Source organism: Treponema sp. OMZ 840 (assembly GCF_050937815.1).
Taxonomy (GTDB): Bacteria; Spirochaetota; Spirochaetia; order Treponematales; family Treponemataceae; genus Treponema_C.
On record NZ_JACDIJ010000007.1, the window covers coordinates 1 to 23,333 of the forward strand.

Here is a 23,333-nt window from a genome sequence, read left to right on the forward strand (position 1 = left end):
GGGGGGGGGGGGTGGGGGGGGGGGGGGGGGGGGGTGGGGGGGGGGGGGGGGGGGGGGGTGGGGGGGGGGGGGGGGGGGGGGGGGGGGGTGGGGGGGGGGGGGGGGGGTATAATTCGATTTCAAAACGGCTTCCGCATCCTCCGGCGGCAAGGGGCGGTAATAATAAAAACCTTGCGCAAGATTACATCCGTTTTGTCGTAAAAAATCGGCTTGTTCTTTTCGTTCAACACCTTCGGCAAGGATATTTACCTGCAAATTATTTGCAAGTATAACCATACTTTTTATAATGGCTTCATCCATTTCATCTTTACCTATACCGGTAACAAAAACGTCGCTCAGTTTTATTTTATCGATGGGCGTATGCTTTAGCCGGGTTAAACAGGAATACTCGGTAGCAAAATCGTCTATAGATATTCTGACTCCCAGTTTTTTTAAATTAGTCATAATTCTTTCGACACCGACGTTTTGGGCTAAATAAATTCCTTCCGTAATTTCCAGTTCCAAAGAAAAAGGATCCAAGTTATATTGTTCCAATAAACCTTTAACAATGGTACCCAATTTCGGATTTTCAAATTGCCGCGGAGAAATATTTACCGCCATCGATATACCTTTAATACCGTTTTTTTGCCATACCGATAATTGTTCGCACGCTTTTTGCAAAACCCAATTTCCTATCGACTCAATCAATCCGGTTTGTTCGCTTATCGGAACAAAAACTGAGGGAGGAACTATACCGAAATCTTTATTTTCCCAATGTAACAGGGCTTCCATACCGAATATGGTCCCCGTACGCAAATCCACTTGCGGCTGATAATATAAAATCAATTCATTTTTTTCAATCGCAGTATACAATTGTTGATGTAAAGACGTCTTTTGAGCAATACTTTTCCGCAATGCCGAAGTACAAAAGGTATAACAATTTTTACCCTTCGATTTTGACACATACATTGCACTGTCGGCGTATTTTATTAAAGTATTTACCGTTTTCCCGTCTTTCGGAAAGATGGAAATGCCCGCACTGAAAGTGACGTATAAAACATCGTCATGTATTTGCATAGGGGCGCTCAGATTTTTCATCATTTGTTTTACGACGGTTTCAATTTCTTCAGCTTTTTTTACCGAGGGAACAAAAATTAAAAACTCATCCCCGCCGAAACGGCACACAACGGCGGAAGACGGCAATGCTTTTTTTAAACGTTGACTCGTTTGCAGCAATACCTTATCTCCGTATTCATGTCCCTTGGAATCGTTAATGTTTTTAAAAGAATCCAAATCGATAAAGATAACGGCAAAATTATCGTTGCCGCCCTTTATTTCCCGATTAACAAAACGATTAAAATAGATACGGTTGGGTAAGCCGGTTAACGCATCATGATATGCCATGTGTTCTATGTGTTTTTCATTTTCAATTTTTAAAACGGCAGTGGAAAACAGGTTGGCAAAGATTCTGAATATTTGGGTTTCATCTTCAGACCATCTTCTTTTTTGTTGGAAAGTATGAAGCCCTAAAAAGCCCACTGCCGTTTCATTATCGATAAGAGGAAAACAAAGCGTAGATAAAATTCCTCTTTTTATAAAAAAATCTTTTTCCCGGCCGCTTAAAAAAACTTGAGAATATATATCCGAAAATATAATCCTTTTTTTCGCTTTAAGCTGTGCAACACAAAAGGGTGCCGCATCGGGGAAAAATTTATTTACATCATTGTTTCTGATATTTATATCCGGATTATCCCATGCGTTTATAAACATCGGCTTTCTGTCTTTTGTCGAAAAACGGTACAAAAAAACTCTATCGACGGTAAAAAAAGTGCCGAGTATTTTCAATGCCGAAAATATATGTCCGTCAATATTGGATAAACTGCTTCTTAATAGAACATGGGAAATCTCGGAAATAATGCGCTGAATATCATTTCGTTTTTGGATTTCGGCAAAACGCAAAATGTACAATTTTTGTATATATGCGGCGATATATGCCGCTATTAAAAGCAAAATAATACGGTATATGTGGTCTTCTTTTGTAATAACGACTGTAAGATTCGATGATATGCCGACAAAGATTGCATAACAAAGAATTGTCGTAATTGAAATAATGCGTAAAAATAAAATTTGCTTAAATAAAATACTGACAAACAGTAAAATAATGGGGAAGGTCCAAACGGTGACGGCGGCACTTGTATGATAGGTGAACAAAATTACCGGAATAGACACTGCAAACAGCAGCATAGATCCTATGTCGGCCGTTTTTTTGGAGATTTTCATTTTTTGCAAAATAAGAGCGGAAAATCCGCTGAAAAAAGCATAACTGCCGGCAAAGATTCCTTCTTCAAAATGAATTTGTACAACAATATATGACATACCTATTTGCAGCAAGCCGAAAACCATATATAAATAGGAAATCGTTCTGAAAATATGTTTTCGTTCAAAATATCTTCCCATATAAACATGGGTGTTATCCGGAGCATAGCCATTTAAATCTATGGAATGATATTTTCTAAGCGTATATAAAATGCCGAACAAAGGCAGGGCGCCGGATACAAGACCGATACCGTAAAGATTAACCCGTTGCCGAAACGCTAAAAAGAGATCCATTCCGAGATTCAATACGAAAATAATTGCAAAAACATACAAAAGCACGGTATTTTCGAATCGTTCTTCTACTTTACGCGCTTTTCTAAAAGATACAAAAAGCGAACCTAAAATAAATACAAAGTAAAATATATAGCATAAACTGAAACAGATTTTTATCCATCCCATTCTTATAACAGGTATATAAAAATTCCGTATAAGCCGAACGTCGTAAACGGCGTTCACGGAAGAAGAATGCAAACTGCAAAAAAAGATTAAACAAAGAGCCGGTAAAGCAAATACTATATACATACAGGATTTACCGATACATATTTTTCTATTCAGTTCCAATGTATAATATAAATAAAGTAAGTGTATGGCGCCGAAGCAAAGTATCGAAAGCCTATACCAAAATAAAGCTTGCTTTGCGGAAGATGCGGTAACTAAAAGCGCAAAACTGAAACACCATATGGACAATACCATACAAATAATAAAAAACAACATTTTTAAATATGAATGTAAGTGTAAAAAAGAAGCATATAGTCCTATGATAATATATATCGTAAACAATATATAAAAAGAGGAAGAGAGTAATTCTCTGAATTCCATAAAGCACATCCTTTTTTTTGTTCCGAATTCCAATAGGGAAGAACCCAGTCCAATATGCCGTCATTAGGTTTATTCACTCTATAATAAATCAATTCTTTCGTCTATTATTATATACGATAATATTAAAAAAATAAAATTGATTTTATCTTTAATTACAAAACAAAACAGGTAAATGTCTTGTCCATAAGGATAATATACATTAAAATCTCCATATGTTTAAAATCGGAAACCTTGTCTTATATAAAAATCAAGCCGCCATCGTAAAAGAATGCGGCGAAAAATATACTATTGTATATGCGCTCGGCAGTCAAAAAGTACGCGAAAAAGACATATGCTTTCTCCATCAAGGACCGCTTTCTTCCCTGAATGAATTGGAGTCTGCAGATGCGGGCGAAAACACCGAATTGAATGTGAAATTCGATGAAGTATGGGAATTGTTACAGGATGAAGCAGAACCCTCTTATACGCTTTCGGCCCTTGCCGAATTGGCGCTCGGAGATTTTGACGTAAAGCGAGCCGCCCTTATATATGCGGCGCTTACAAAACATCCCAAATTTGCCGCCCTTCCCCTTCAAGCGCCCGAACAGCCGCGCTTTGCCCTGCGCAGTGCCGAAGAAGCGCAACGGGAAATTGAAAAGCAATCGGAAAAACAGCGCGAAAAAGAAGAACGCGCGGCATTTATAGAACGGCTGCGCCGCAAAAAACTTCTTTTACCGCAAGACGGCATTTTTATGGGCGAAGTTGAAGCACTCGCCCTCGGAAAAACGGATAAATCGAAGGTTATGCAGGAGGCGGGCTTTTCGGTAAGCGAAGAAAAGGCCCATAAACTGCTTTTGGACTGCGGATTATGGACAATATACCGTAACCCCCACCCCTCGCGCCGCGGTCTTTCGATGCAGTCGGCGCATGAACGCTTGCCGCCCTTTCCCGAAGATGAAACGGGCCGCATAAGTGTCGAACACACAGCCTATGCTATCGATAACAGCTGGAGTTGCGACCCCGACGACGCAATCGCCTTTGACGGTACCTATGTATGGGTGCATATTGCCGACCCGGCCGCAGCCGTTATGAGCGATTCGCCTATAGACCGCGCCGCTCGAAACCGCGGGGCCACCCTTTATACACCCGAAGGCGCTTCCCGCATGCTTGCAGAAGAATCTTTAGCCGACTATGCCCTCGGTTTAGCAGAAGAAAAAGACCCTTCCGCATTTTCGCGCGCCCTTTCGTTCCGCATAAAACTTAACGATACCGGCGCGGTTGAACAAGCCGATGTTTTAAAAACACGGGTTAAAGTCGAGCGGCTTACCTACGAAGAGGCGGACGCACAAAAATCATCTCCCGAATTGGCGCCGCTTTTTGCAATCGCACAAAAAAACATCGAACGCAGAAAACAAGCCGGGGCGGTTTTTATCGATTTACCCGAAATCCATATTTCGCTTGCGGTTTCGCCTACGGAAGGCGGCGCTCAAGACGCGGCTATTCCGCAGGAAAAGGCGCAGGAACAAGACGAATCCGATTCAAAGCCTGTTGTCCAAATAAAAGCGGCCGTACACTGTGAATCGGCTTCCCTTGTACGCGAGTTTATGCTTTTGGCAGGAGAAGCGGCCGCCCGCTTTGCTTTTAAAAACCGCATTCCTTTTCCCTACGTCTGTCAGGAAAAACCCGAAATTCCGCGCGATATCCCCGAAGGGCTTGCAGGCCAATACCGCCTGCGCCGCTGTATGAAAAGCCGATCGGTAAGCATAAGCCCGGCACCGCATGCCGGTTTGGGACTCGGTATGTACAGTCAGGTTACAAGCCCCCTTCGCCGTTACAGCGACCTTATCGCCCATCAGCAGCTGCACGCTTTTTTGGACGGCCGCCCCCTTTTGGATAAGGATACCATGCTCGAACGCATAAGCGCAGGAGATGCCGCAGCGGGAGCCGCCGTAAAAGCCGAGCGTAAAAGCAATTTGCATTGGACACTGGTATACCTTTTGCAAAATCCCGATTGGCAGGGAGAAGCCGTCATCGCCGAAATAAAGGGAAATCAGGCGGTTATCCTCATTCCCTCTTTGGCACGCGAAGCCCTTATCACCCTGCCGGCCGGCAAAGGCTTAAACGATACCCTGACGGTAAAGGCTGGCGATATCAACATTCCCGAATTGACGGAAACCTATATACCGGTTAAAGAAGCGTAAGCGGCGTATTTTTCAGCCGCTTTTTTCGGCATAAGCTTCGCATAAAATCGCACCGTGAGCGCCGCACGATTCAATCAGCTCGACTATAATAAGGGATTTTGACTCGATTTTTTTTATTACGGCTTTTGCCCATTCATTTTGCAATTCGTGTGCTTCAATGTCATATAGAAAACATAATGAGTTACACAATTCCGTATGTGTGCTCAAGTCATTAAGGATGCTAATGTCCAATAAAATATTTCCCATTTGGAAATTATCGATTTTCATACGAATTGCATTAGTAAAAATTAATGTCTTTTTCGCCGAACCTTCCAAAATCAGCCGAATATTTTTTTCACCTTCAATCAATATGCCCGTTATGTTGGCATCATGGATATTCATTAAGTTTTTCATATATCTTCTCCGAATATTTTGAAGTCAGTATATCACATAATCCGTAAAAGCGGCAAAAAAATGATTGATAAAAAGTATTACATATTGTATAACAGAGCGGTAACAAAACGCGGATTATATCTGCACGAACGGCTACTAAGGCGGAAAGGAGACTTTATGGCAATAGTTTCATCGGTTTTATACGGTAATGAAAAACCTACAAAAGAGCAAATTAAAGTTCGGATTTACCCTCTAAATACCTTTACAAGGCCTGCAATCAACGAAATACAATAAGCGATTATGGCAATATAAATCGCTGCGGCAATCTTTTTTTCTTTGATTCGCTTATATGCATTTTCGTCTTTAACTATTATAAACAGCATAAAAACCAATACCATCGGTATAATATGCGGTTCAAAATAATCCCATATCATTTTCATATATTTTTCCCTTCTTAAAATATAAAAAACCCTTTTAAGAAATCGCATAAAATCGTATAAAAATACTATAAAACGACTCTTAAAAGGGTGTGGGGGCTGCCTGAAAAGCGAATGAGGCTTTCGAGCAGCCTATCTAAGAATTGATAAAAACTTACTGTGCTTTTACATCATCGCAAATGCTCAGTTCGCTTTCCTTATCGAAGAACTTTGCCTTTGCCATATCCGGAACAAAGTTTGCCGTATCGCCGATTTGGAACGTAACGTCGGGAGCGGTGCGGACAACCATGGATTGGGTTTTTGTATTAAGGAACAAGTGCGTTTCGGCTCCGAGCGGTTCAATGACCGACACCTTAAGCTGCATATTGTTTTGCGGTGCGGGAGCGGCACTGTATGTCATATCCTCCGGGCGGATACCGAAGTACACTTCTTTACCGACATAATTTTTAAGAATTTTAGCTTGACTGTCGGTAACCGTCAATTCAAAGGTTCCTTCATCGGCAACGATTTTGCCGCCCTTTTCGCCGATTTTTACGGTTAAAAAGTTCATAGGCGGAGAACCGATAAAGCCCGCAACGAATTTATTGATGGGATGGTTGTACAAGTACAACGGAGAACCGATTTGATGTACTTTACCGTCTTTCATAACAACGATTTTATCGGACATCGTCATAGCTTCGATTTGGTCGTGGGTAACGTAAATCATCGTTGCATTTAAGCGGTGGTGCAAATCCGAAATTTCGGCGCGCATTTGAACGCGCAGCTTTGCATCCAAGTTCGACAAGGGTTCGTCGAAAAGGAATACCTTGGGATTGCGCACAATAGCGCGGCCTACGGCGACACGCTGGCGCTGACCGCCCGAAAGAGCTTTGGGCTTGCGGTCAAGCAATTTTTCTATATCCAAAATACGGGCCGCTTCATGGACGCGGCGGTCGATTTCAGCCTTATCCGTTTTGCGGATTTTAAGACCGAATGCCATATTGTCGTATACCGACATGTGGGGATACAGTGCGTAGTTTTGAAAAACCATCGCAATGTTTCTGTCTTTAGGCGGAACATCGTTCATCAATTCACCGTCGATGTACAATTCACCTTCGGTAATGTCTTCCAAGCCCGCAATCATACGAAGCGTTGTGGATTTTCCGCAGCCCGAAGGGCCTACGAAAACAACGAATTCTTTGTCTTCTACGACGATATTCGCATTGTCTACCGCGCGCACATTACCGTCGTACACTTTTCCGATACCTTTGAGTTCAACTTTTGCCATGCTCAAAGCCTCCTAGAAATTATTTTATGTATTCGATTATATACGATAAAAAATAGGCTGTCAAATTGTTTTCTCTTATCAGTTGAATTTGAATATAAAATCGCATTTGGAACCGGCGGTTCCCAGGGTTTCGGTTCTGAACAATTGCAGCTTTTTCATATTACCGAATACCGTCCAATCCGCGGAGCAAAACACGCCGCACACTTCGGAGCAGCCGAAAAAATCACAGGTGTCTTTCCACAAGCATTTTGTTATATTCACTTTTAATTCGCTGTCGGTATCCGTAAGAAAATCGCTTATCCAAATCTCGGTTCCCGACATTGCCTTTCTAAAAAATGTTCTGAATGTTTTTGAAAAGTTCGGAAATAATGAAAAAAAGCGCAGCACAGCGTTCATCTTTTTTGCGCGCCGGGTTATCCATTGGCGCGCAAAGTCTTGGGCTTTATCCGAAGAAAAACCGAGCTGCAAAAACGTTTTATACAAAGCCAAAATGGGAACGATATTTACGAATTGCCGCCGCCGCTGAGCTTTGGTCCACTGCCCGGTTTGCGTTTGCGCAATCATAGCTTTAAAAACGGATGCGTAGGTTTTATCGATAAGAGCAAGCCGTTGTGCATCCATTTTATCCTTATAAAACACACTCAGTTTCATAACAACCTCCCATAAAAAAGCAAGAGGAACATACCGACTTTCGATGCAAGGCTATTTTATCGGATATTTTTCAACGCTTCAACAACACGCTTTCCCATAGCCTTTGTACCGACGAGTTTTCCGGCAGCTTTTAAAGAGGCGGCATCGCTTCCGGCTATATCGGCGGTGCGCCAGCCCTCATCGAGAACACGCTCTACTGCCTGTTCTATCGCGCAAGCTTCGGTTTCGGCGTTAAAGCTGTAGCGCATCATAAGGGCGCAGGATAAAATCGTCGCCAGGGGGTTTGCAAGGTCTTTTCCGGCTATATCGGGGGCGGAACCGTGGATAGGCTCGTATAAGCCCGGTCCCGTACCGTCGCCGAGGGAAGCCGAGGCAAGCATGCCGATGGAGCCGGTTATCTGGCTTGCTTCGTCGGATAGAATATCGCCGAACATATTGCTTGTAACGATAACGTCGAATTGGCGGGGGTTACGCACAAGCTGCATAGCCGCATTGTCCACATATAAGTACGAAAGCTCTACCGAAGGATAATCGGTTTTTATGCGCTCGGCAACTTCACGCCACAAGCGGCTCGATTCCAAAATATTCGCTTTATCCACCAGGCATAATCTTTTTTGCCGTTTTTCGGCGGCTTTAAAGCCGAGCCGTACAATGCGCTCTATTTCCGCAACGCTGTATTTTTCCGTATCCCATGCTTCGTTTCCGCTTCGGCCGCGCTCGCCGAAATAAATACCGCCGGTTAATTCGCGCACGATAAGGATATCCAAACCGCCTTCGGTAATTTCATCTTTTAAGGGGCAGGCGTTTTTTAACTGATTAAAGATAAGGGCGGGGCGCAAATTGGCAAAAACTTTCATACCGCTTCGTAAGCCGAGTAAGGCTTGTTCCGGCCGTATACCGGGAATGTTATCCCATTTGGGCCCGCCGACCGCGCCCAACAGCACCGCATCCGATGCAAGACAGGCGTCAAGCGAAGCTTGGGGAAGGGGTACGCCCTGTGCGTCTATAGCCGCCCCGCCGGCCAAAACGCTTGTGTATTCAAAGCGGTGATTGTATTTTTGAGCAAGCGCGTCCAATACCGAAACCGCCTGCTCTATTATATCGGGTCCGATTCCGTCGCCGGGAATAAGCGTAATTTTTTTATTCATTTTTCAAAACCTCACAGAATGTAAATTTATAAAAAGGGTTTAAAGCGTTTTTCCATATCGCGGATAAACTTATATTCAAACGAATCGACCAGGGCAAGCCAGGAAGCTTCCATAATGTCCGACGAAACGCCGACGGTTATCCACGAATCGGTACTGTCGGAGCTTTCGATTAAAACGCGCACCTTTGCAGCGGTTGCGCTTTTCGAATCCAACACACGCACCTTATAGTCAATCAAGCGTATGGACATAACTTCAGGATAAAAGCGCTCCAAAGCTTTACGCAGGGCCGTATCGAGGGCATGAACGGGACCGTCGCCCTCGCCCGCCGTTATTTCAAGCTGGTTTTCAACTTCAATTTTAAGCTGGGCGTAAGCGCACATCGTATCGTCTATTTTGGGTAATTCGCCGAGTGTTTTATAATAGTGCAGCTTAAAAAAGGGCTTGTATTTTCCGATGATTTTGCGCACCAAAAGTTCAAAACTGCCGTCGGCACCTTCAAACTGGTAGCCCTCATGTTCAAGCTCTTTAACGCGCCGCGTAATTTCGGTAACAATGGGGCTGTCTTTTTGTATAGACGGTTCAAACTTGCGTATTTTTTCCAGTATCATTGCGCGGCCGGCAACTTCGCTCATTAAAAACACGCGCTCGTTTCCGACATTTTCGGGGTTTGTATGCTCATACGCAAAGGGATTTTTTGTAACCGCGTCTATATGCATACCGGCCTTATGGGCAAAGGCGCTTGAGCCTATGTAGGGAGCCGATGAAGGCAGCGATATATTGGCTATTTCGGCAACCTTGCGGCACAGAGGAGTCAGGTTTTTCAAATTGCCTTCGGGAAGGCATTTTTTGTCCATTTTAAGTTCAAGGTTTGCGATAATCGAAGCAAGGTCGGCATTGCCCGTGCGCTCTCCGAAGCCGAGCAGGGTTCCCTGTACATGGCAGGCGCCCGAGGCCACGGCTAAAAGAGAATTGGCGGCGGCAAGGCCGCAATCGTTATGGGTGTGAATACCGATTTTAACCGGCACCCCTTCGGCGGTTTTTGTGTTTTTGAATTCTTCGTATACGCTTTTTACTCCCTGCTCAAGCCCGGCAAGCATGGAAGCGCCCTTGGTATCGCAGAGTACCAATACCGAAGCGCCGCCTTTAACCGCCGCATGAAGGGTTTTTATGGCATAAGAAGGATTTGCCGTATAGCCGTCAAAAAAATGCTCGGCATCGTAGATAACGGTACGGCCGGCTTCGCGTAAATATGCGCAGGTTTCTTCTATCATAGAAAGATTTTCTTCAAGTGATGCTTTTAATATATCGGTTACCTGAAAATCCCATGTTTTCCCGAAGATGACGACGGTTTCGGTTCCTGCCGACAAGAGGCTTTGCAGATTCATATCTTCGGCACAGCTTATGTCTTTGCGCCGAGTTGCCCCGAACGCGCATACTTGAGAATTGTTCAGTTTGATTTTTTTTACCTGCGCAAAAAACTCCAAATCTTTAGGGTTTGAACCGGGGTTTCCCGCTTCGATATAGGCAACTCCCAATTCATCGAGGGCCGACACAATATGCAGTTTATCCTGTACGGAAAAGCTGATACCTTCGCCCTGTGCGCCGTCGCGCAGTGTCGAATCGAGGATTTCCACATAATTGCTCATAATACGTTCTCCCCCCTGCTCATCGCCGTAAGGCCGGTACGCACCAACTCCATAATACCGAAGGAATCGAGCAGGGTAATTAAGCTTTCTATTTTTTCTTCGCTTCCCGTAGCTTCTATAACTACCGAATCGACGGCGACGTCTACAATATGCGCCCTGAAAATGTTTGCGGTTTCTATAACGCCTGCGCGTTTATCCGCAGGGGCGGCGACTTTAATTAAGGCCATTTCCCGCATAACGGTTTGAGAAGGAGTACAGTGGCGGATTGCAATAACTTCCAAAAGTTTGGCAAGCTGTTTTTCGATTTGCTCCAAAATATATTCGTTGCCGCGGACAACAATGGTCATACGCGATTGGCCGGGTGTGTGCGTTTCTCCGACGGTAAGGCTGTCGATGTTATAACCGCGCCTGCTGAATAAGCCGGCAACACGGCTTAAAACGCCTGCATGATTTTCAACCAAAACCGATAATACAAAACGTTTTTCAAAATTGGAATCCATAATTTTCTCCTTAGATTAAGGGTGCCGCATAAAAAGGAAGTTCAGTTTACTTCCGTATATATACCTAAAAGATGTACTTCGTCGCAGGCGGCTTTTAAGCCCTCTACCGCTTGTCCAACAAGAAGGTACGCCGCGTCTTCCGCCGAAGCCGAAACGTCAGCCCCGCCCGATGCGGAGAAGCTGTCCGGCAGTTCCGCATCGGTATAAAACATATAGCGCCAGGGTTGTCCCTGCACGGGGCGCGATTCCAAGCGTGTAAGGTTTACGTGAAGCTCTTCAAACACGCTTAAACAGCGCCTGAGTGCGCCGCTTTCGTTTTTTGCAACAAAGGCGAAACTTGCCGTTAAAGCGCCCCTATTTTGTTCGGCGAGGCGGCGAACGAATGTACAACCGGCAAGCGGCTGTGCGGACGGTTGTTCGGGCCGTTCATTTAAAGCGATAATTAAAAAGCGCGTATAATTGCGCGGATTGTTTTCGATGCCCGTTTTAAGCACTTCCGGCTTTACGCCGCCTTTAAAACACAGGGCTGCATGCTGTGAAGCGATTGCGGCGCAATGTATATCGTTTTTTTTGGCAACCGAAGAGGCGGCATAAGAGGTGGACGGGCATTCAACCTGTTCCCATTCGGGATGTAAGGCTAAAAAGTCGGAACATTGAGCGAGGGCTTGCGGATGAGAGTAGACGGTTTTTACCGTATCGAGCGAAGCGCCTTCGCATGCAATAAGCGCATGTTCTATACGCATTTTTATGCTTCCGGCAATCGAAATATCGGAAAAGCGGATAAGGTTATCGTAATTTTCGTAGACGGAACCGGCAAGGCTGTTTTCTATCGGAATAATTGCACAAGACGCGCGGCCTTCGCTTACGGTACGGAACACGTCCCTAAAATTGGAACAAGGCAGGGTTTCGAGCGCCCCGTCAAAATACAGGCGGGCGGCCTGTTCGGCGTAAGCGCCGCGCGAACCTGCAAAGGCGCACAGAGGTTTTACGGCTTGTGCCGTTTTACCGATGGAAATCTCCGCCCCTTGTTCTTTTGCGAGTGCCTCCGTTTTAGCGGCGGCCGGCCGTATGCGCACGGTTTCTTTTCCCGTAAGGGGCGCAAGCACATCTATATCGCGCATAAGTTTTTCGAACTGTTCCGGATACAAAGACTGAGCACCGTCTGAAAGGGCGGTGTCGGGCGTACAGTGAACTTCAACGATAATACCGTCGGCTCCGGCTGCGGCGGCGGCAAGGGCCATGGGCGGCACCTTGTCGCGGATACCGACTGCATGGCTGGGGTCTACTATAACCGGTAAATGGGTAAGCGATTTTAAAACGGGGATTGCCGATAAATCCAAGGTATTGCGGGTTGCCTTTTCATAGGTGCGGATACCGCGCTCGCACAGGATAACGTCGTCGGTTCCCGATGAAAGCAGGTATTCGGCCGCCATAAGCCATTCTTCTATCGTCGCCGACAAACCGCGTTTAAGGATAACGGGTTTTCCCAAAGCGCCGACCTTTTTAAGCAGTTCGAAGTTTTGCATATTGCGCGCGCCGATTTGATACACATCCACATAATCAATCATATCGGGAATATGGTCGGCCGACACTATTTCCGTAACTATCGGAAGACCGAACGCATTTCCCGCTTCTTTGAGGATTTTTATTCCTTCGGCTCCCAAGCCTTGAAAGGCATAGGGACTGGTGCGCGGTTTAAAAGCCCCTCCTCTGAGCATAACAGCCCCGGCTGCGGCGACACGGCGCGCAACGTCGAACATCTGTTCTTTATGTTCGACGGCGCAGGGGCCGGCGATACTGATAAAACGGCTGCCGCCGATGCGTATGGTTTGACCGCGGTTATTTGTAACTTCGACAAGGGTATTGTCTTTTTTGAATTCGCGGCTTGCCATCTTATAGGGCTTGGAAATGGGGATAACGCGCTCAACGCCGCTTAAAATCTCTACTTCGCGCGGATCTATCGAAAGCTTTCCGACCGCTCCGAAAATCGTATCTTCTTCGCCCCGTATTTCGTTTACGCGGAAGCCCTTTGCTTCAAGAAAAGAACGCACCTCGTCTTTTCGGCGCTCGTCAATTTCTTTTTTAAGAACGATAACCATGGCTGAACCTCATTTTTCCGTAGTTAAAGCTTTTACACTTCGGGATTCCACGACACCGTACGCAAAATATCGCCGAACACGCCCGCAGCGGTAACTTCCGCCCCCGCTCCGTAACCGTGGACGGTTAAGGGAATGGGGGTATAGCGTTCGGTTAAAAATACAAAGGCGTTTTCCCCGTCGCGTATGTTATAGAGGGGGTTTGTACTGTCGGCTTCGACCAATCCCACCCTGCACTCACCGTTTTCGATTGAACCGCCCATACGCAGTACCTTGCCCTCTTTTTTAAGCGCTGCACGTTTTTCCGCAAAAAAAGCGTCCAACTCCGGCAATTTTTGCAAAAACTCTTCTACGGTACCGCTTTCGTCAAAATCGGCGGGAAAAATGCGGTCGGTTTTAATATCGCTCAATTCACAGGCGATTCCCGCTTCACGGGCGATAATAAGCACTTTGCGCGCGGCATCGGCTCCGGCCAAATCGTCGCGGGGGTCGGGTTCGGTAAAGCCTTTCTTTTTTGCTTCGAGTACGGCCTTGCTGAAGGGCACTCCTTCGTCCAGCCGCCCGAAAATATAGGAAAGAGAACCCGACATAATGCCGGAAAAGCGCACGAGTTTATCGCCGCTTTTAATGAGGTTTTGCAGGGTATCCATAACGGGAAGGCCGGCCCCCACGTTGGTTTCGTATAAAAAGCGGCGGTGCATAAGGTTTGCAACGCTGCGCAAGTTTTTATAAAAGGCCATATCCATCGAATTGGCGCGCTTATTCGGTGTTGCGATATGCATGCCCGCTTTAAAAATATCGGTATACCGAAGCGGAAGGTCACTTGATGCCGTACAATCGACAAAAACGGGATTAAGCGGCTTTATGCGGGAGGCAAAGCTCAACATTTCGTCAACCGAAGTCGGCTGTGCATTTTTTGCAAACACGCGCTTCCATGAATGCAGGTCTATACCCTTTTCGTCCAGCATCATGCCGTCGGCCGATGCAATGCCCATAACGCGTATATCTATATGCTGCTCGGCAAGGCTTTTTTGGCGCGCTTTGATTTGTTCGAGCAAACAGCCGCCGATGGTTCCCGTGCCGAACAAAAACACTTCAACCGTTTGCGCCGTGTTAAAGAAAAAGCGGTGGGCAACGCGGACTGCCGTATCTCCGTCGCTTCCGTTTATAACCGTACTGATCGAACGCTCGGAAGAGCCCTGGGCAATCGCCAAAATATTTATATCGTGGGATGCAAGGGCGTTAAAAAAGGTACCGGCAACGCCGCGCTTTTCTTTCATACCGTCGCCGACAATAGAAACGATGGCGCAGTTGTCGGTAATTTCAACCGTGTTTACATCGCCCGTGCGGATTTCGTATTCAAACTCGCCGTTCAAAGCATTGACCACTTTGGACGCATAGATTTGTTTGACGCAAAAGCTGATGGTATATTCGGAGCTTGACTGGGTAATTAAAAGCATTGAAATACCGGAGCGCGCAACGGCGGCAAAAATACGGGCGGCGATACCGTGTTTGTCTTTTAAGCCGGAACCCGAAACGCTTATCATTGCCGTATTTTTTAGGCAGGTAATGCCGCGCACCGCGCCGCTTGACGGAAAGGGGCCCACGCCGATTCTTGTTCCGCGTGATGAGGGATTGTGGCTGTTTAAGCTCCACGCTTCTATACCGCGGGCGGAAAGGGGGGCAAGGGTTTTAGGGTATAAAACCTTTGAGCCGAAAAAAGAAAGCTCCATCGCTTCTTCGTAGCTCATATCGTCAACCAAAATCGCATCGCTTACAATGCGCGGGTCGGCGGTAAAAATGCCGTCAACATCGGTCCAAAACTCAACCCTCGAAGCCCTCAAGCCGACCGCAACGATGGCCGCCGAAAAGTCCGAGCCGTTTCTTCCCAAAAGACCCGTTTGACCGTCTTCCCAGGTACAGACAAAACCGGGAAACAGCAAAATGCGTGCATGGGCGGCTTCTTCTCCGTCCAAATAGGGAGCAAAGGCTTCCATCGTTTTTTTATAGTCGGGATCTCCTTCCTGCTGTAAGCCGGTTGTAAAAATCAGTTTGCGCGAATCGAGTAAGGTTACCTTTTGTTTTTTTGCTTTTAAAACGGCTTCCATAATCGGCGAGCTGAGCAGTTCGCCCAATCCCATAATGCGGCAGTGTACCGAAAGCGGGCATTCGCCGAAGGCCGAAACGGCGTTCAGCATTTTTTCGTAATCGTCAAAAAGGCACTGTAGGGACTTTAATACAGCGGCGGCATCGAAGTTTTCGCAGGATTTTCCGATGTCGCTGCATACGGCCGCATGTATTTTTTTTACCGAAGCAACATAGGTTTTTGCGTCCGCTCCGGAACAACAGTCGTTGATACTGTCGGCAAGCATATTGGATACGCCGGCAACCGCGGAAACCACAACGCTTACGCGGTCTTTGCCTGCACGGTCTATAATAATATCCGCGGAATTGAGTATACGTTTGGCGCTTCCCATCGAAGTACCGCCGAATTTAAGTGTCAGCATAGATTCTCCGTTTGTTTCGGCCTGTCCTGCGCCCTCTTTGACGCGCGGGATAAGCTGTGTATGGAATGGATAATAGTAGCACAAAAGCGGATTTGCTTCAATCGGAAAGAAAAATAAAAAGAGGGAAACCGCTTTTATGCCGTTATCGGTGTTTTCGCAATTTTATGTATTTGAAAATCATAAATACGATATGGGCAAAGGATGAAGCGAGCGCCATGCCGAATACAATTGCACCGGCAGCGGAAAGAGCGGTAAAACCGGTATGGGCTGCCGCTGACATATCGCCTTGAACAACCGCCCGCATTGTTTGAAACAAGCCGCCTCCGGGTACAAGGGGAATTAAGCCGGGAATTAAAAAAACCGTTGCGGGTGTGCGGGCACAAACGGCAAAAAGTTCGGCTAAAATACCGACACAAAAAGCTCCGCTAAAATAAGCCAGCGTGGCGGTTTCCGTTACACCCGACAAAAAAATATAGAGCGTCCAGCCGATACTGCCGGTTAAAGCCGCCCAGAACAAATCTTTAAAGTCGGCGTTGAATATAAGCGCATAACAAAAAGAAGCGCCGAATCCCCACAACAGGGCCAAAAGATACATACCGATGTTCACAATAAAACTCCCGTAATACCGGAAAATGCAAACAGTCCCAAAACGGAACCGAGAGAAAGGCCTGCGGCAATCATAAAAGCTTCCAAAGCGCGTGCCGCCCCGGAAACCAAATCGCCTGCAATAATATCGCGTATTGCGTTTACAATGGCAAGACCGGGAACAACCTGCATCAATACGGCCGAAGTTATGATAATCGGAGAGCCCGTATAACCGCATAAAAAAATCAGTTCGGTAAAAATGGAAATAATACCGCCGTAAAGAAAGGACAGAAAAAAAACGTTTAACGAAATCTTTTCTACTTTGATTACAATAAGGCGCAGTATTAAACCGATTACTGAAGCCGCAAGGGCGTCCTTAAAAGTACCGCCGAACATAAAGGCAAAACACAAGGAGCTTAATGCCGCACAAAAAAGAACTGCGGACACCGGATATTTCGGCGAACGATGTATGCGCTCAAGGGTATAAGCGGTTTGCAAAAAATCGGCTGCTTTATCGGCTTTTTTACGTTTTTCAAGACGGCGCGAAAGAGCGTTGATTAAAGCGACTTTGCGCAAATTAACGCCCCGCTGCTTTATACGGCGCATAGCGCTATGGTGATTTCCTTCGGTATCGGTAAAAGAAAGCATTACGACCGTCGGCGTTACAAAGGACGAGGGAGAAACGGCGCCTAAAGAAGAGGCTATACGCATAATTGTATCTTCGGTACGGTATGTTTCGCCGCCGTTTTCGAGCACAATACTGCCCGCCTTTAAAGCGATATCCGTTATCGATTCGGCATGATTTTTGTTCATAGTTGACGAGTATATCATATTTTAATTTTTAAATCATATTCGATTTGACATATCGAATAAACAAAAGTATAATTTCACTTTAACGATTATAAGGACAATAAAATGAATAAAATAACGATGAAAAATGCCCTTGCCGAACTTGACGGCGATGAAATGACCCGTGTACTCTGGGCGGTACTGAAAGAAAAATTGCTGGAACCCTTTGTGGACTTAAAGACCGAATACTACGATTTGGGCTTAAAACACAGGGACGATACAAACGATAAAGTTACACATGAAGCGGCGGCTGCGATAAAGCGGCTCGGCGTCGGGGTAAAATGTGCGACGATTACCTCAAATAAAGCGCGCATGGAAGAATACAATTTAAAGCAGTTAACCCCCAGCCCCAACGCGGTTATCCGTGCCGAATTGGACGGAACGGTATTCCGCAAACCGATTCTTTTAAAAAACATAAAAGGAACGGTGAGCTGTTGGGAAAAACCGCTTATTTTGGGACGGCACGCATACGGCGATATTTATAAAAACTGCGAAATGTACGCTTCGGGGCCGGGAAAGGCGGAATTGGTGTTTACCGATGCGGCAGGTAAAGAAACGCGCAAAACAATCGCCGAATTACAGGGGCCGGGGATTTTGCAGGGCATTCACAATACCGACGCTTCCGTCACCGCCTTTGCGCGCACCTGTTTTTTGTACGCGCTTGACGAAAAAATCGATGTATGGTTTGCCGCAAAAGATACGATAAGTAAAACCTATGACGGGCGTTTTAAAGAAATCTTTCAAAACGTATTCGATACCGAATTCAAACAGCGTTTTGCCGATAAGGGCATAGAATATTTTTACACCCTGATTGACGATGCGGTTGCGCGCATTATGCAGTCGAAGGGCGGCTTTTTGTGGGCATGCAAAAACTACGACGGCGATGTTATGAGCGATATGGTCGCTTCCGCCTGCGGAAGCCTTGCGATGATGACCAGCGTATTGGTATCCCCTTCGGGTGTGTACGAATACGAAGCCGCACACGGAACCGTACAAAAGCACTATTACCGCTATCAAAAAGGCGAAAAAACGTCCACAAATCCCTGCGCCCTCATTTTTGCGTGGACGGGAGCCTTGACAAAAAGAGCCGAACTTGACGGTACAAAAGAACTCGCGGACTTTGCCCGAAAACTCGAACAAGCCTGCCTTAAAACAATAGAAGACGGCCTTATGACAGGCGACCTTGCGCGTATAGCTTTTCCTGCGGCAAAAAAGATTTTAAACTCGTGGGAGTTTATAGATGCGGTGCGCGATAATTTGACGGCGGCTTTATAAAGACTCTATGACGCCGACCGTCCGCCCCCGCTTCGATTTTGCCCTCTACCCTTCTCCCTTCGGTTATATCCGCATAGCCTATGATGAAGCTTATATCCGTGTTATTCAAAACATAGCGCGCGCTCATCCGGCATACGAGGCCGAAACACAAAATCGGGGTAAGCCTTCCGCCCTATCCGACAAAGCATACGAACAGTTAACCGAATATTTTGAAGGGAAACGCGCGGTTTTTGATTTTCCCTTTTATGCGGAAGGCACGGCTTTTCAAATGCGCGTGTGGAAAGCCTTATGTACGATTCCCTACGGTGAAGTATGCACGTATAAGGATATAGCCGTAAAAATCGGCAATCCCGCCTCCTGCCGCGCGGTTGGAGGGGCAAACAATAAAAATCCTATTGCAATCGTTATTCCCTGCCATCGTGTTATCGGTGCGGACGGAAGCCTTACCGGTTACGCTTCCGGTCTTGATTTAAAAAAAGCTTTATTGGATTTGGAGCAAAACCATAAAAAAAGGTTTGAGCGTTCCCGCACGCTTTGAGCGGTTTTACTTGCGGCCTTTTTTTCCGCCCGCAATATGTTTGGGATACCATTTTTGAAAGCGGACGGTAAAAATTCCCATAAGCGCGGGGAGCACGGAATTAACCGCACCGGCATATGAAGCGATATCCGTGCGCATAATAAGATATGTCCAAATCGGAGTAAGAAGATACAGAATTCCCCAAGCCGCGGTAATGATGCGGTTTGTTTTTATAAAAATCGGATTATGCAGGGCCGCTTTTCCGCCGAAGTTATACATCGAGTAATGTGCAGTCAGGGGAACGGAGGTAAAACAGGACAGTGTCCACATAAGGCCGAACAGTAAATAAGAAAGCGGTAAAACAAAAAGCGGCGGAATACCCGCAAGTAAAGCGATACTGCAGAGCGCAACAGCCGAAAATGAAAGGCGCTCATAAATTACGGTTTTGTTTTTAAAAAACAAAAGCGGCACTGCCGAACAGGCTGTAATACTTATAAATGCACCCCATACACCGTTTACCGCAGCGGCAACCCAAAAAACAATCCACGGAATAAGAAGCATACTCATATTCGTTTTGCGGCTGCAAACGCTTTCGGACTCGGAACGTTTTTCGGAATTTACTTCGGAATTTACATCCCTCCGTTTTTTAACCGCACCGAAATAATCGTCCCAGTGAATCATAAAATCAAAATCGCCTTCAACCCGATACAAGTGCTTCATCAATGCGTCGGCTCCGTCGAGCTCGCCCCGTGCAATAGCCGACCAAACCGAATACGGAGTATCGATTCTGACGGTAAAAGGAGCGGAAAAATCGTCGGTAAGGGTGCTGCCGTCTTTTCCGAGAACGATTCTGTACGTTTTAGCGATGTCGGTATAATTCATGTCCAAAATAATATCGTGGCCGGGATAAGAGATCTTATTGTATAAAGCCGCCATTTGCCGGGTAAAAGAGCGGCTTTCTTCCTCTTTTTCTCCGGCCTCGTTGACTCCCCAGCTTGCGTCCGCCATAGATTCAAATACGTCACGCGGCAGTAAATCTTCATTCAGTTTATCCCGTGTTGCAGGAGTGATTCCGCTTGTAATGTAGTCGCGGCCGGCCTGCGTAACGCACGAAAGGTATCTATCGGTATGTTCAGCCAGTTCTTTAACACGGAAGAGTTCGCCCTGACCGCACAGTATCGCCGTGTAGTTTTGCCCGCCGTAAAATCTGTCAAACATGGAGAGTACACTGTCGTAATTACCCCGTGCGGTATAAAAACCGCAGGTCGATATAACGACGTGCTTTTTGCCCTGTATATCATAGCGGGAAGGATGGCCGCCGCTTTGCGTTCCGCAGCTCATAAAGGGCAGGCTCATCGGCAGCTGACGGTCAATCAGAGTTTTAAGAGTGCCCGGAAGTCCGAAATAATACAGCGGAAAACTCCAAACGGTTATATCCGCCCATAAAAGTTTTCGGATAACTTCACCCATATCGTCACGGATGCAGCATGTCCCCGGTGTTTTATTCCAACACGCAAAACAGCCCAAACAGGGTTTAATATCCAGCCGGGCGGTTTCAAGGGTTTCAACCGCAGGAAGTTCTTCTCCCTTGTTTTTGAGCGCTTGCGATATACCTTCGATAAAAGCATCTGTCAGACGATAGGTATTGCTTTTGCTTCCCTTCGGACTGCCGTTTATAACAAGAATATTCATAAGGCTTTTTCGGTTTCCCTAAGAATTCCCCCGTAGGGTATATTGAGTTTTTCGGCTAATATTTTATAGGGACTTTCATCTATATCGTCCGGACCGGTAACAAAAAAGGTGCAGTCCTCATACCGGTGCTCCGTTTTGCAAAGTGAATCGCAGGCGGCAGAGGGTTCGGGCACAAGCCGTAAAGCCTGATTGACCACTCCCTCTTTTGAATCGACTACGCGCACGTCTTTTCCCGCCGCTTTTTCAATCACATCGGACAGATGTAAAAAATGGGTACAGCCTAGTATGATTGTATCCGCCCCCTGCGCGGAAAAAAAATCAACGGCGGGTTTTACGGCCGCTTTTTTGTCGGTTTCGGAGGCGGTAAAAAAATCATGCTCTATAAAATAAATTAATGCCGGATCCGCCCGCTTTATAAGCGTACAATCGGGGGCAAACTGCCGCGCAAGGTCGGCAGTATAAGGTTCGTCAACCGTCCGCTGCGTTGCCAACAAACCGATACGCTTATTTTTTGTTACGGCGGCTGCCTGTTTAATTGCGGGAACGGTTCCTACAAAGTGAAGGGACGGAAAAGAGGCTCGAAGCTGTTCAAGAGCCGTAACCGATATGGTATTGCAGCCGATAACAAGGGCTGCCGGATTAAAATACCGCAAAACTAACTTTACGGCTGCCTGTGCGGATGCGGTTATTTCGGCCGCACTTTTTTGGCCGTAGGGAAAATTGCGCGTATCGGCTACATATACACAAAAAGCATCGGGACGCTTTTCTTTTAAATGCAGCATATAGGGAAGTCCGCCCGTACCCGAATCCAAAAAAACAAAGTCCGCATTTTCAACGGATTTTTTTTCTATAGAAATTTCAGCCACACTTAATCTCCGAATAAGGCGTTAAAAGCGTTTTTTGCATGTTCGGCCTTTGCCTGCACAGAATATGCGCTGCCGGCACACGCAGGGTGCGGCGCAACATTCGGATTAAGTGAAAACCATCCGCAAAAACAGGAGCGTTCTTTGTCGCGTACTGGTTCGTCGATTGTTTCGCGGCAATCGTAGTGAGCGCCTTTTTCATAAAAATCACAGTTGCGGCAGCAGCGAACATCGGAGCCGCATTCGGGACAAACCGCCGAACGGCTTACGGGAGAAGGAAAATCAAGCGTTTTTCCGCATTTCCAACACATATCTCTATCATACTCATTTGACATAATGAATGCAATAACATAAGATAAGCTATGTTCAGCTTCGATATATGTAAATACGAACAGTGCAATAAACCGGTTCTTTTTTGTGCGGCGGAAGACAATCTCGATACCCATTATGAAAAAAACCTTTTTTCATGTTATTGCTACGAACATTGTGAAAATCAAAACGAGGTAGAGCGTTTTGTGAACGATTATATTTTACGGCACGATGTAATTGTAGGATTGTCGGTATCGGGGCTGCATTTTAAAGACTCTAATTTCGGGGCAAAACGATTTTACGGATGTAATTTTCAAAACTGTGCCTTTATGAATATGCACTGTGAGCAATGGAAAATACATATGTCCGTGTTCGATTTTTCCGTATTTTCGGATTGTAATATGAAAAACTCGAACATACAGTTTTCTTCTTTTGCAGGCGCCGCTTTTTCACATGCCATATTTACCAATTCCGAGCTTGTGCATAATAATTTTAACGGAATCACAGCCGTACAATCTTCTTTTGACGATTCCGATTTATATAATTCGCGGTTTATACGTTCGAATCTCGCGCAAACCTCTTTCCGAAACTGTAACATAAAAAAAGCCTGCTTTTATGAAAGCAAACAAACGGACATATCTTTTAAATTATCGAATACCCGTGAAGCTTTATTCAGTTTGGAGAATCCGGGAGAGATGTTTATATGAAAGTATACTTCCATTTAAATATTGAAGGCTTTTCAAACGCATATTTAATTTTAAATCCTGCAGTAAAAGAAGCTATTATTATAGATCCGGGTAAAATTACGATAAAAATGATAGAACAAATAGAACAACATAAATACACATTGGCAGCCGCTTTTATAACGCATAACCACAAAAGCCATACAATGGGTTTAACGACCCTACAAAAAATATATTCGCCGAAAATCTATGCGGCGGATTATGAAGTGGCAAAAGCGGAAACTACGGTTTTAAAAGGAGACGGAATTATAAATGCTGCCGGATTGAATATAAGCTATATGTCGCTTCCCGGCCATACCGCCGATTCTATGGTATATAAAATCGGGCAATGTTTATTTACCGGAGATGTTCTGCTTGCAGGACAAGCGGGAAACACAAACAGCACTTATGCAAAAAAAACGCTTATAGCCAATATTACTTCAAAAATACTGTCACAGCAGGAAAATACCGTCATTATGCCCGGACACGGTCCTCTATCCACCGTCGGAGCTGAAAAAAAGTTTAACTTGGATTTTTCATAAT

General features: G+C 45.7%; 20 protein-coding genes. 5 read left to right on the forward strand and 15 right to left on the reverse strand.

The window, feature by feature from the left end:
* On the reverse strand, positions 1 to 3,174 hold a 3,174-nt coding region (locus H0R92_RS09505; RefSeq protein ID WP_432963763.1), incomplete at its 3' end, for a sensor domain-containing phosphodiesterase.
* 212 nt (positions 3,175 to 3,386) lie between these two features.
* Between H0R92_RS09505 and H0R92_RS09510 the strand changes: the two genes are divergently transcribed.
* A complete protein-coding gene (locus H0R92_RS09510; protein ID WP_432963766.1) occupies positions 3,387 to 5,354 on the forward strand; it encodes a ribonuclease catalytic domain-containing protein in 1,968 nt (655 codons plus the stop codon).
* A gap of 12 nt (positions 5,355 to 5,366) precedes the next feature.
* On the opposite strand, the gene H0R92_RS09515 is transcribed toward H0R92_RS09510, so the two are convergent.
* The 11 genes from H0R92_RS09515 to H0R92_RS09565 all read right to left on the reverse strand — a co-directional run bounded on the left by H0R92_RS09515 (position 5,367) and on the right by H0R92_RS09565 (position 17,376).
* Positions 5,367 to 5,747 (reverse strand): hypothetical protein, encoded by a 381-nt coding sequence (locus H0R92_RS09515; RefSeq protein WP_432963769.1) that lies wholly within the window; start codon positions 5,745 to 5,747, stop codon positions 5,367 to 5,369.
* Positions 5,748 to 5,971: 224 nt separating this feature from the next.
* Positions 5,972 to 6,166, reverse strand: a complete 195-nt coding sequence (locus tag H0R92_RS09520; protein WP_432963771.1) for a hypothetical protein — start codon at positions 6,164 to 6,166, stop codon at positions 5,972 to 5,974.
* A 151-nt stretch (positions 6,167 to 6,317) separates the two neighbouring features.
* Complete coding sequence (locus tag H0R92_RS09525) at positions 6,318 to 7,430, reverse strand: ABC transporter ATP-binding protein (protein ID WP_432963774.1); 1,113 nt, start codon at positions 7,428 to 7,430, stop codon at positions 6,318 to 6,320.
* Between the two features lie 78 nt (positions 7,431 to 7,508).
* On the reverse strand, positions 7,509 to 8,081 hold the full coding sequence (locus tag H0R92_RS09530; RefSeq protein ID WP_432963777.1) for an L-2-amino-thiazoline-4-carboxylic acid hydrolase: 573 nt from the start codon (positions 8,079 to 8,081) through the stop codon (positions 7,509 to 7,511).
* A gap of 56 nt (positions 8,082 to 8,137) precedes the next feature.
* A complete protein-coding gene (leuB, locus tag H0R92_RS09535; RefSeq protein ID WP_432963780.1) occupies positions 8,138 to 9,229 on the reverse strand; it encodes a 3-isopropylmalate dehydrogenase in 1,092 nt (363 codons plus the stop codon).
* Between the two features lie 26 nt (positions 9,230 to 9,255).
* Complete coding sequence (gene cimA / locus H0R92_RS09540; protein ID WP_428768404.1) at positions 9,256 to 10,875, reverse strand: citramalate synthase; 1,620 nt, start codon at positions 10,873 to 10,875, stop codon at positions 9,256 to 9,258.
* Entirely contained in the window at positions 10,872 to 11,375 is a 504-nt protein-coding gene (gene ilvN, locus H0R92_RS09545; protein ID WP_432963784.1) for an acetolactate synthase small subunit, read from the reverse strand. Before ilvN ends, cimA begins: the two co-directional genes overlap by 4 nt.
* 41 nt (positions 11,376 to 11,416) lie before the next feature.
* Positions 11,417 to 13,474 carry a 3-deoxy-7-phosphoheptulonate synthase gene (gene aroF / locus H0R92_RS09550; RefSeq protein ID WP_432963787.1) on the reverse strand — a complete coding sequence of 686 codons (2,058 nt, stop codon included), beginning with the start codon at positions 13,472 to 13,474 and terminating at the stop codon, positions 11,417 to 11,419.
* 32 nt (positions 13,475 to 13,506) lie between these two features.
* On the reverse strand, positions 13,507 to 15,978 hold the full coding sequence (gene thrA, locus H0R92_RS09555) for a bifunctional aspartate kinase/homoserine dehydrogenase I (RefSeq protein WP_432963790.1): 2,472 nt from the start codon (positions 15,976 to 15,978) through the stop codon (positions 13,507 to 13,509).
* Between the two features lie 142 nt (positions 15,979 to 16,120).
* Positions 16,121 to 16,585 carry a threonine/serine exporter family protein gene (locus H0R92_RS09560; RefSeq protein WP_432963793.1) on the reverse strand — a complete coding sequence of 155 codons (465 nt, stop codon included), beginning with the start codon at positions 16,583 to 16,585 and terminating at the stop codon, positions 16,121 to 16,123.
* On the reverse strand, positions 16,582 to 17,376 hold the full coding sequence (locus tag H0R92_RS09565) for a threonine/serine exporter family protein (RefSeq protein WP_432963796.1): 795 nt from the start codon (positions 17,374 to 17,376) through the stop codon (positions 16,582 to 16,584). The genes H0R92_RS09560 and H0R92_RS09565 overlap by 4 nt, the downstream gene beginning before the upstream one ends.
* A gap of 102 nt (positions 17,377 to 17,478) precedes the next feature.
* On the opposite strand from H0R92_RS09565, the gene H0R92_RS09570 reads away from it, so the two are divergent.
* Both H0R92_RS09570 and H0R92_RS09575 read left to right on the forward strand, forming a co-directional pair.
* Complete coding sequence (locus tag H0R92_RS09570; protein ID WP_432963799.1) at positions 17,479 to 18,687, forward strand: NADP-dependent isocitrate dehydrogenase; 1,209 nt, start codon at positions 17,479 to 17,481, stop codon at positions 18,685 to 18,687.
* Between the two features lie 7 nt (positions 18,688 to 18,694).
* Positions 18,695 to 19,225 carry a methylated-DNA--[protein]-cysteine S-methyltransferase gene (locus H0R92_RS09575; protein ID WP_432963802.1) on the forward strand — a complete coding sequence of 177 codons (531 nt, stop codon included), beginning with the start codon at positions 18,695 to 18,697 and terminating at the stop codon, positions 19,223 to 19,225.
* Between the two features lie 6 nt (positions 19,226 to 19,231).
* Here the strand turns inward: H0R92_RS09575 and H0R92_RS09580 are convergent, their stop codons facing one another.
* The 3 genes from H0R92_RS09580 to H0R92_RS09590 are packed head-to-tail and all read right to left on the reverse strand — an operon-like array spanning position 19,232 to position 22,070.
* A complete protein-coding gene (locus tag H0R92_RS09580) occupies positions 19,232 to 20,896 on the reverse strand; it encodes an NAD(P)H-dependent oxidoreductase (protein WP_432963805.1) in 1,665 nt (554 codons plus the stop codon).
* On the reverse strand, positions 20,893 to 21,762 hold the full coding sequence (gene murI / locus H0R92_RS09585) for a glutamate racemase (protein ID WP_432963808.1): 870 nt from the start codon (positions 21,760 to 21,762) through the stop codon (positions 20,893 to 20,895). The genes H0R92_RS09580 and murI overlap by 4 nt, the downstream gene beginning before the upstream one ends.
* Positions 21,763 to 21,764: 2 nt before the next feature.
* A complete protein-coding gene (locus H0R92_RS09590; RefSeq protein ID WP_432963811.1) occupies positions 21,765 to 22,070 on the reverse strand; it encodes a hypothetical protein in 306 nt (101 codons plus the stop codon).
* Positions 22,071 to 22,121: 51 nt separating this feature from the next.
* Here H0R92_RS09590 and H0R92_RS09595 point away from each other — a divergent pair, with 51 nt between their 5' ends.
* Together H0R92_RS09595 and H0R92_RS09600 are read left to right on the forward strand one after the other, a co-directional pair.
* Positions 22,122 to 22,775, forward strand: a complete 654-nt coding sequence (locus tag H0R92_RS09595; protein ID WP_432963813.1) for a pentapeptide repeat-containing protein — start codon at positions 22,122 to 22,124, stop codon at positions 22,773 to 22,775.
* A complete protein-coding gene (locus H0R92_RS09600) occupies positions 22,772 to 23,332 on the forward strand; it encodes an MBL fold metallo-hydrolase (protein ID WP_432963815.1) in 561 nt (186 codons plus the stop codon). Before H0R92_RS09595 ends, H0R92_RS09600 begins: the two co-directional genes overlap by 4 nt.
* Position 23,333: the final 1 nt, after the last annotated feature.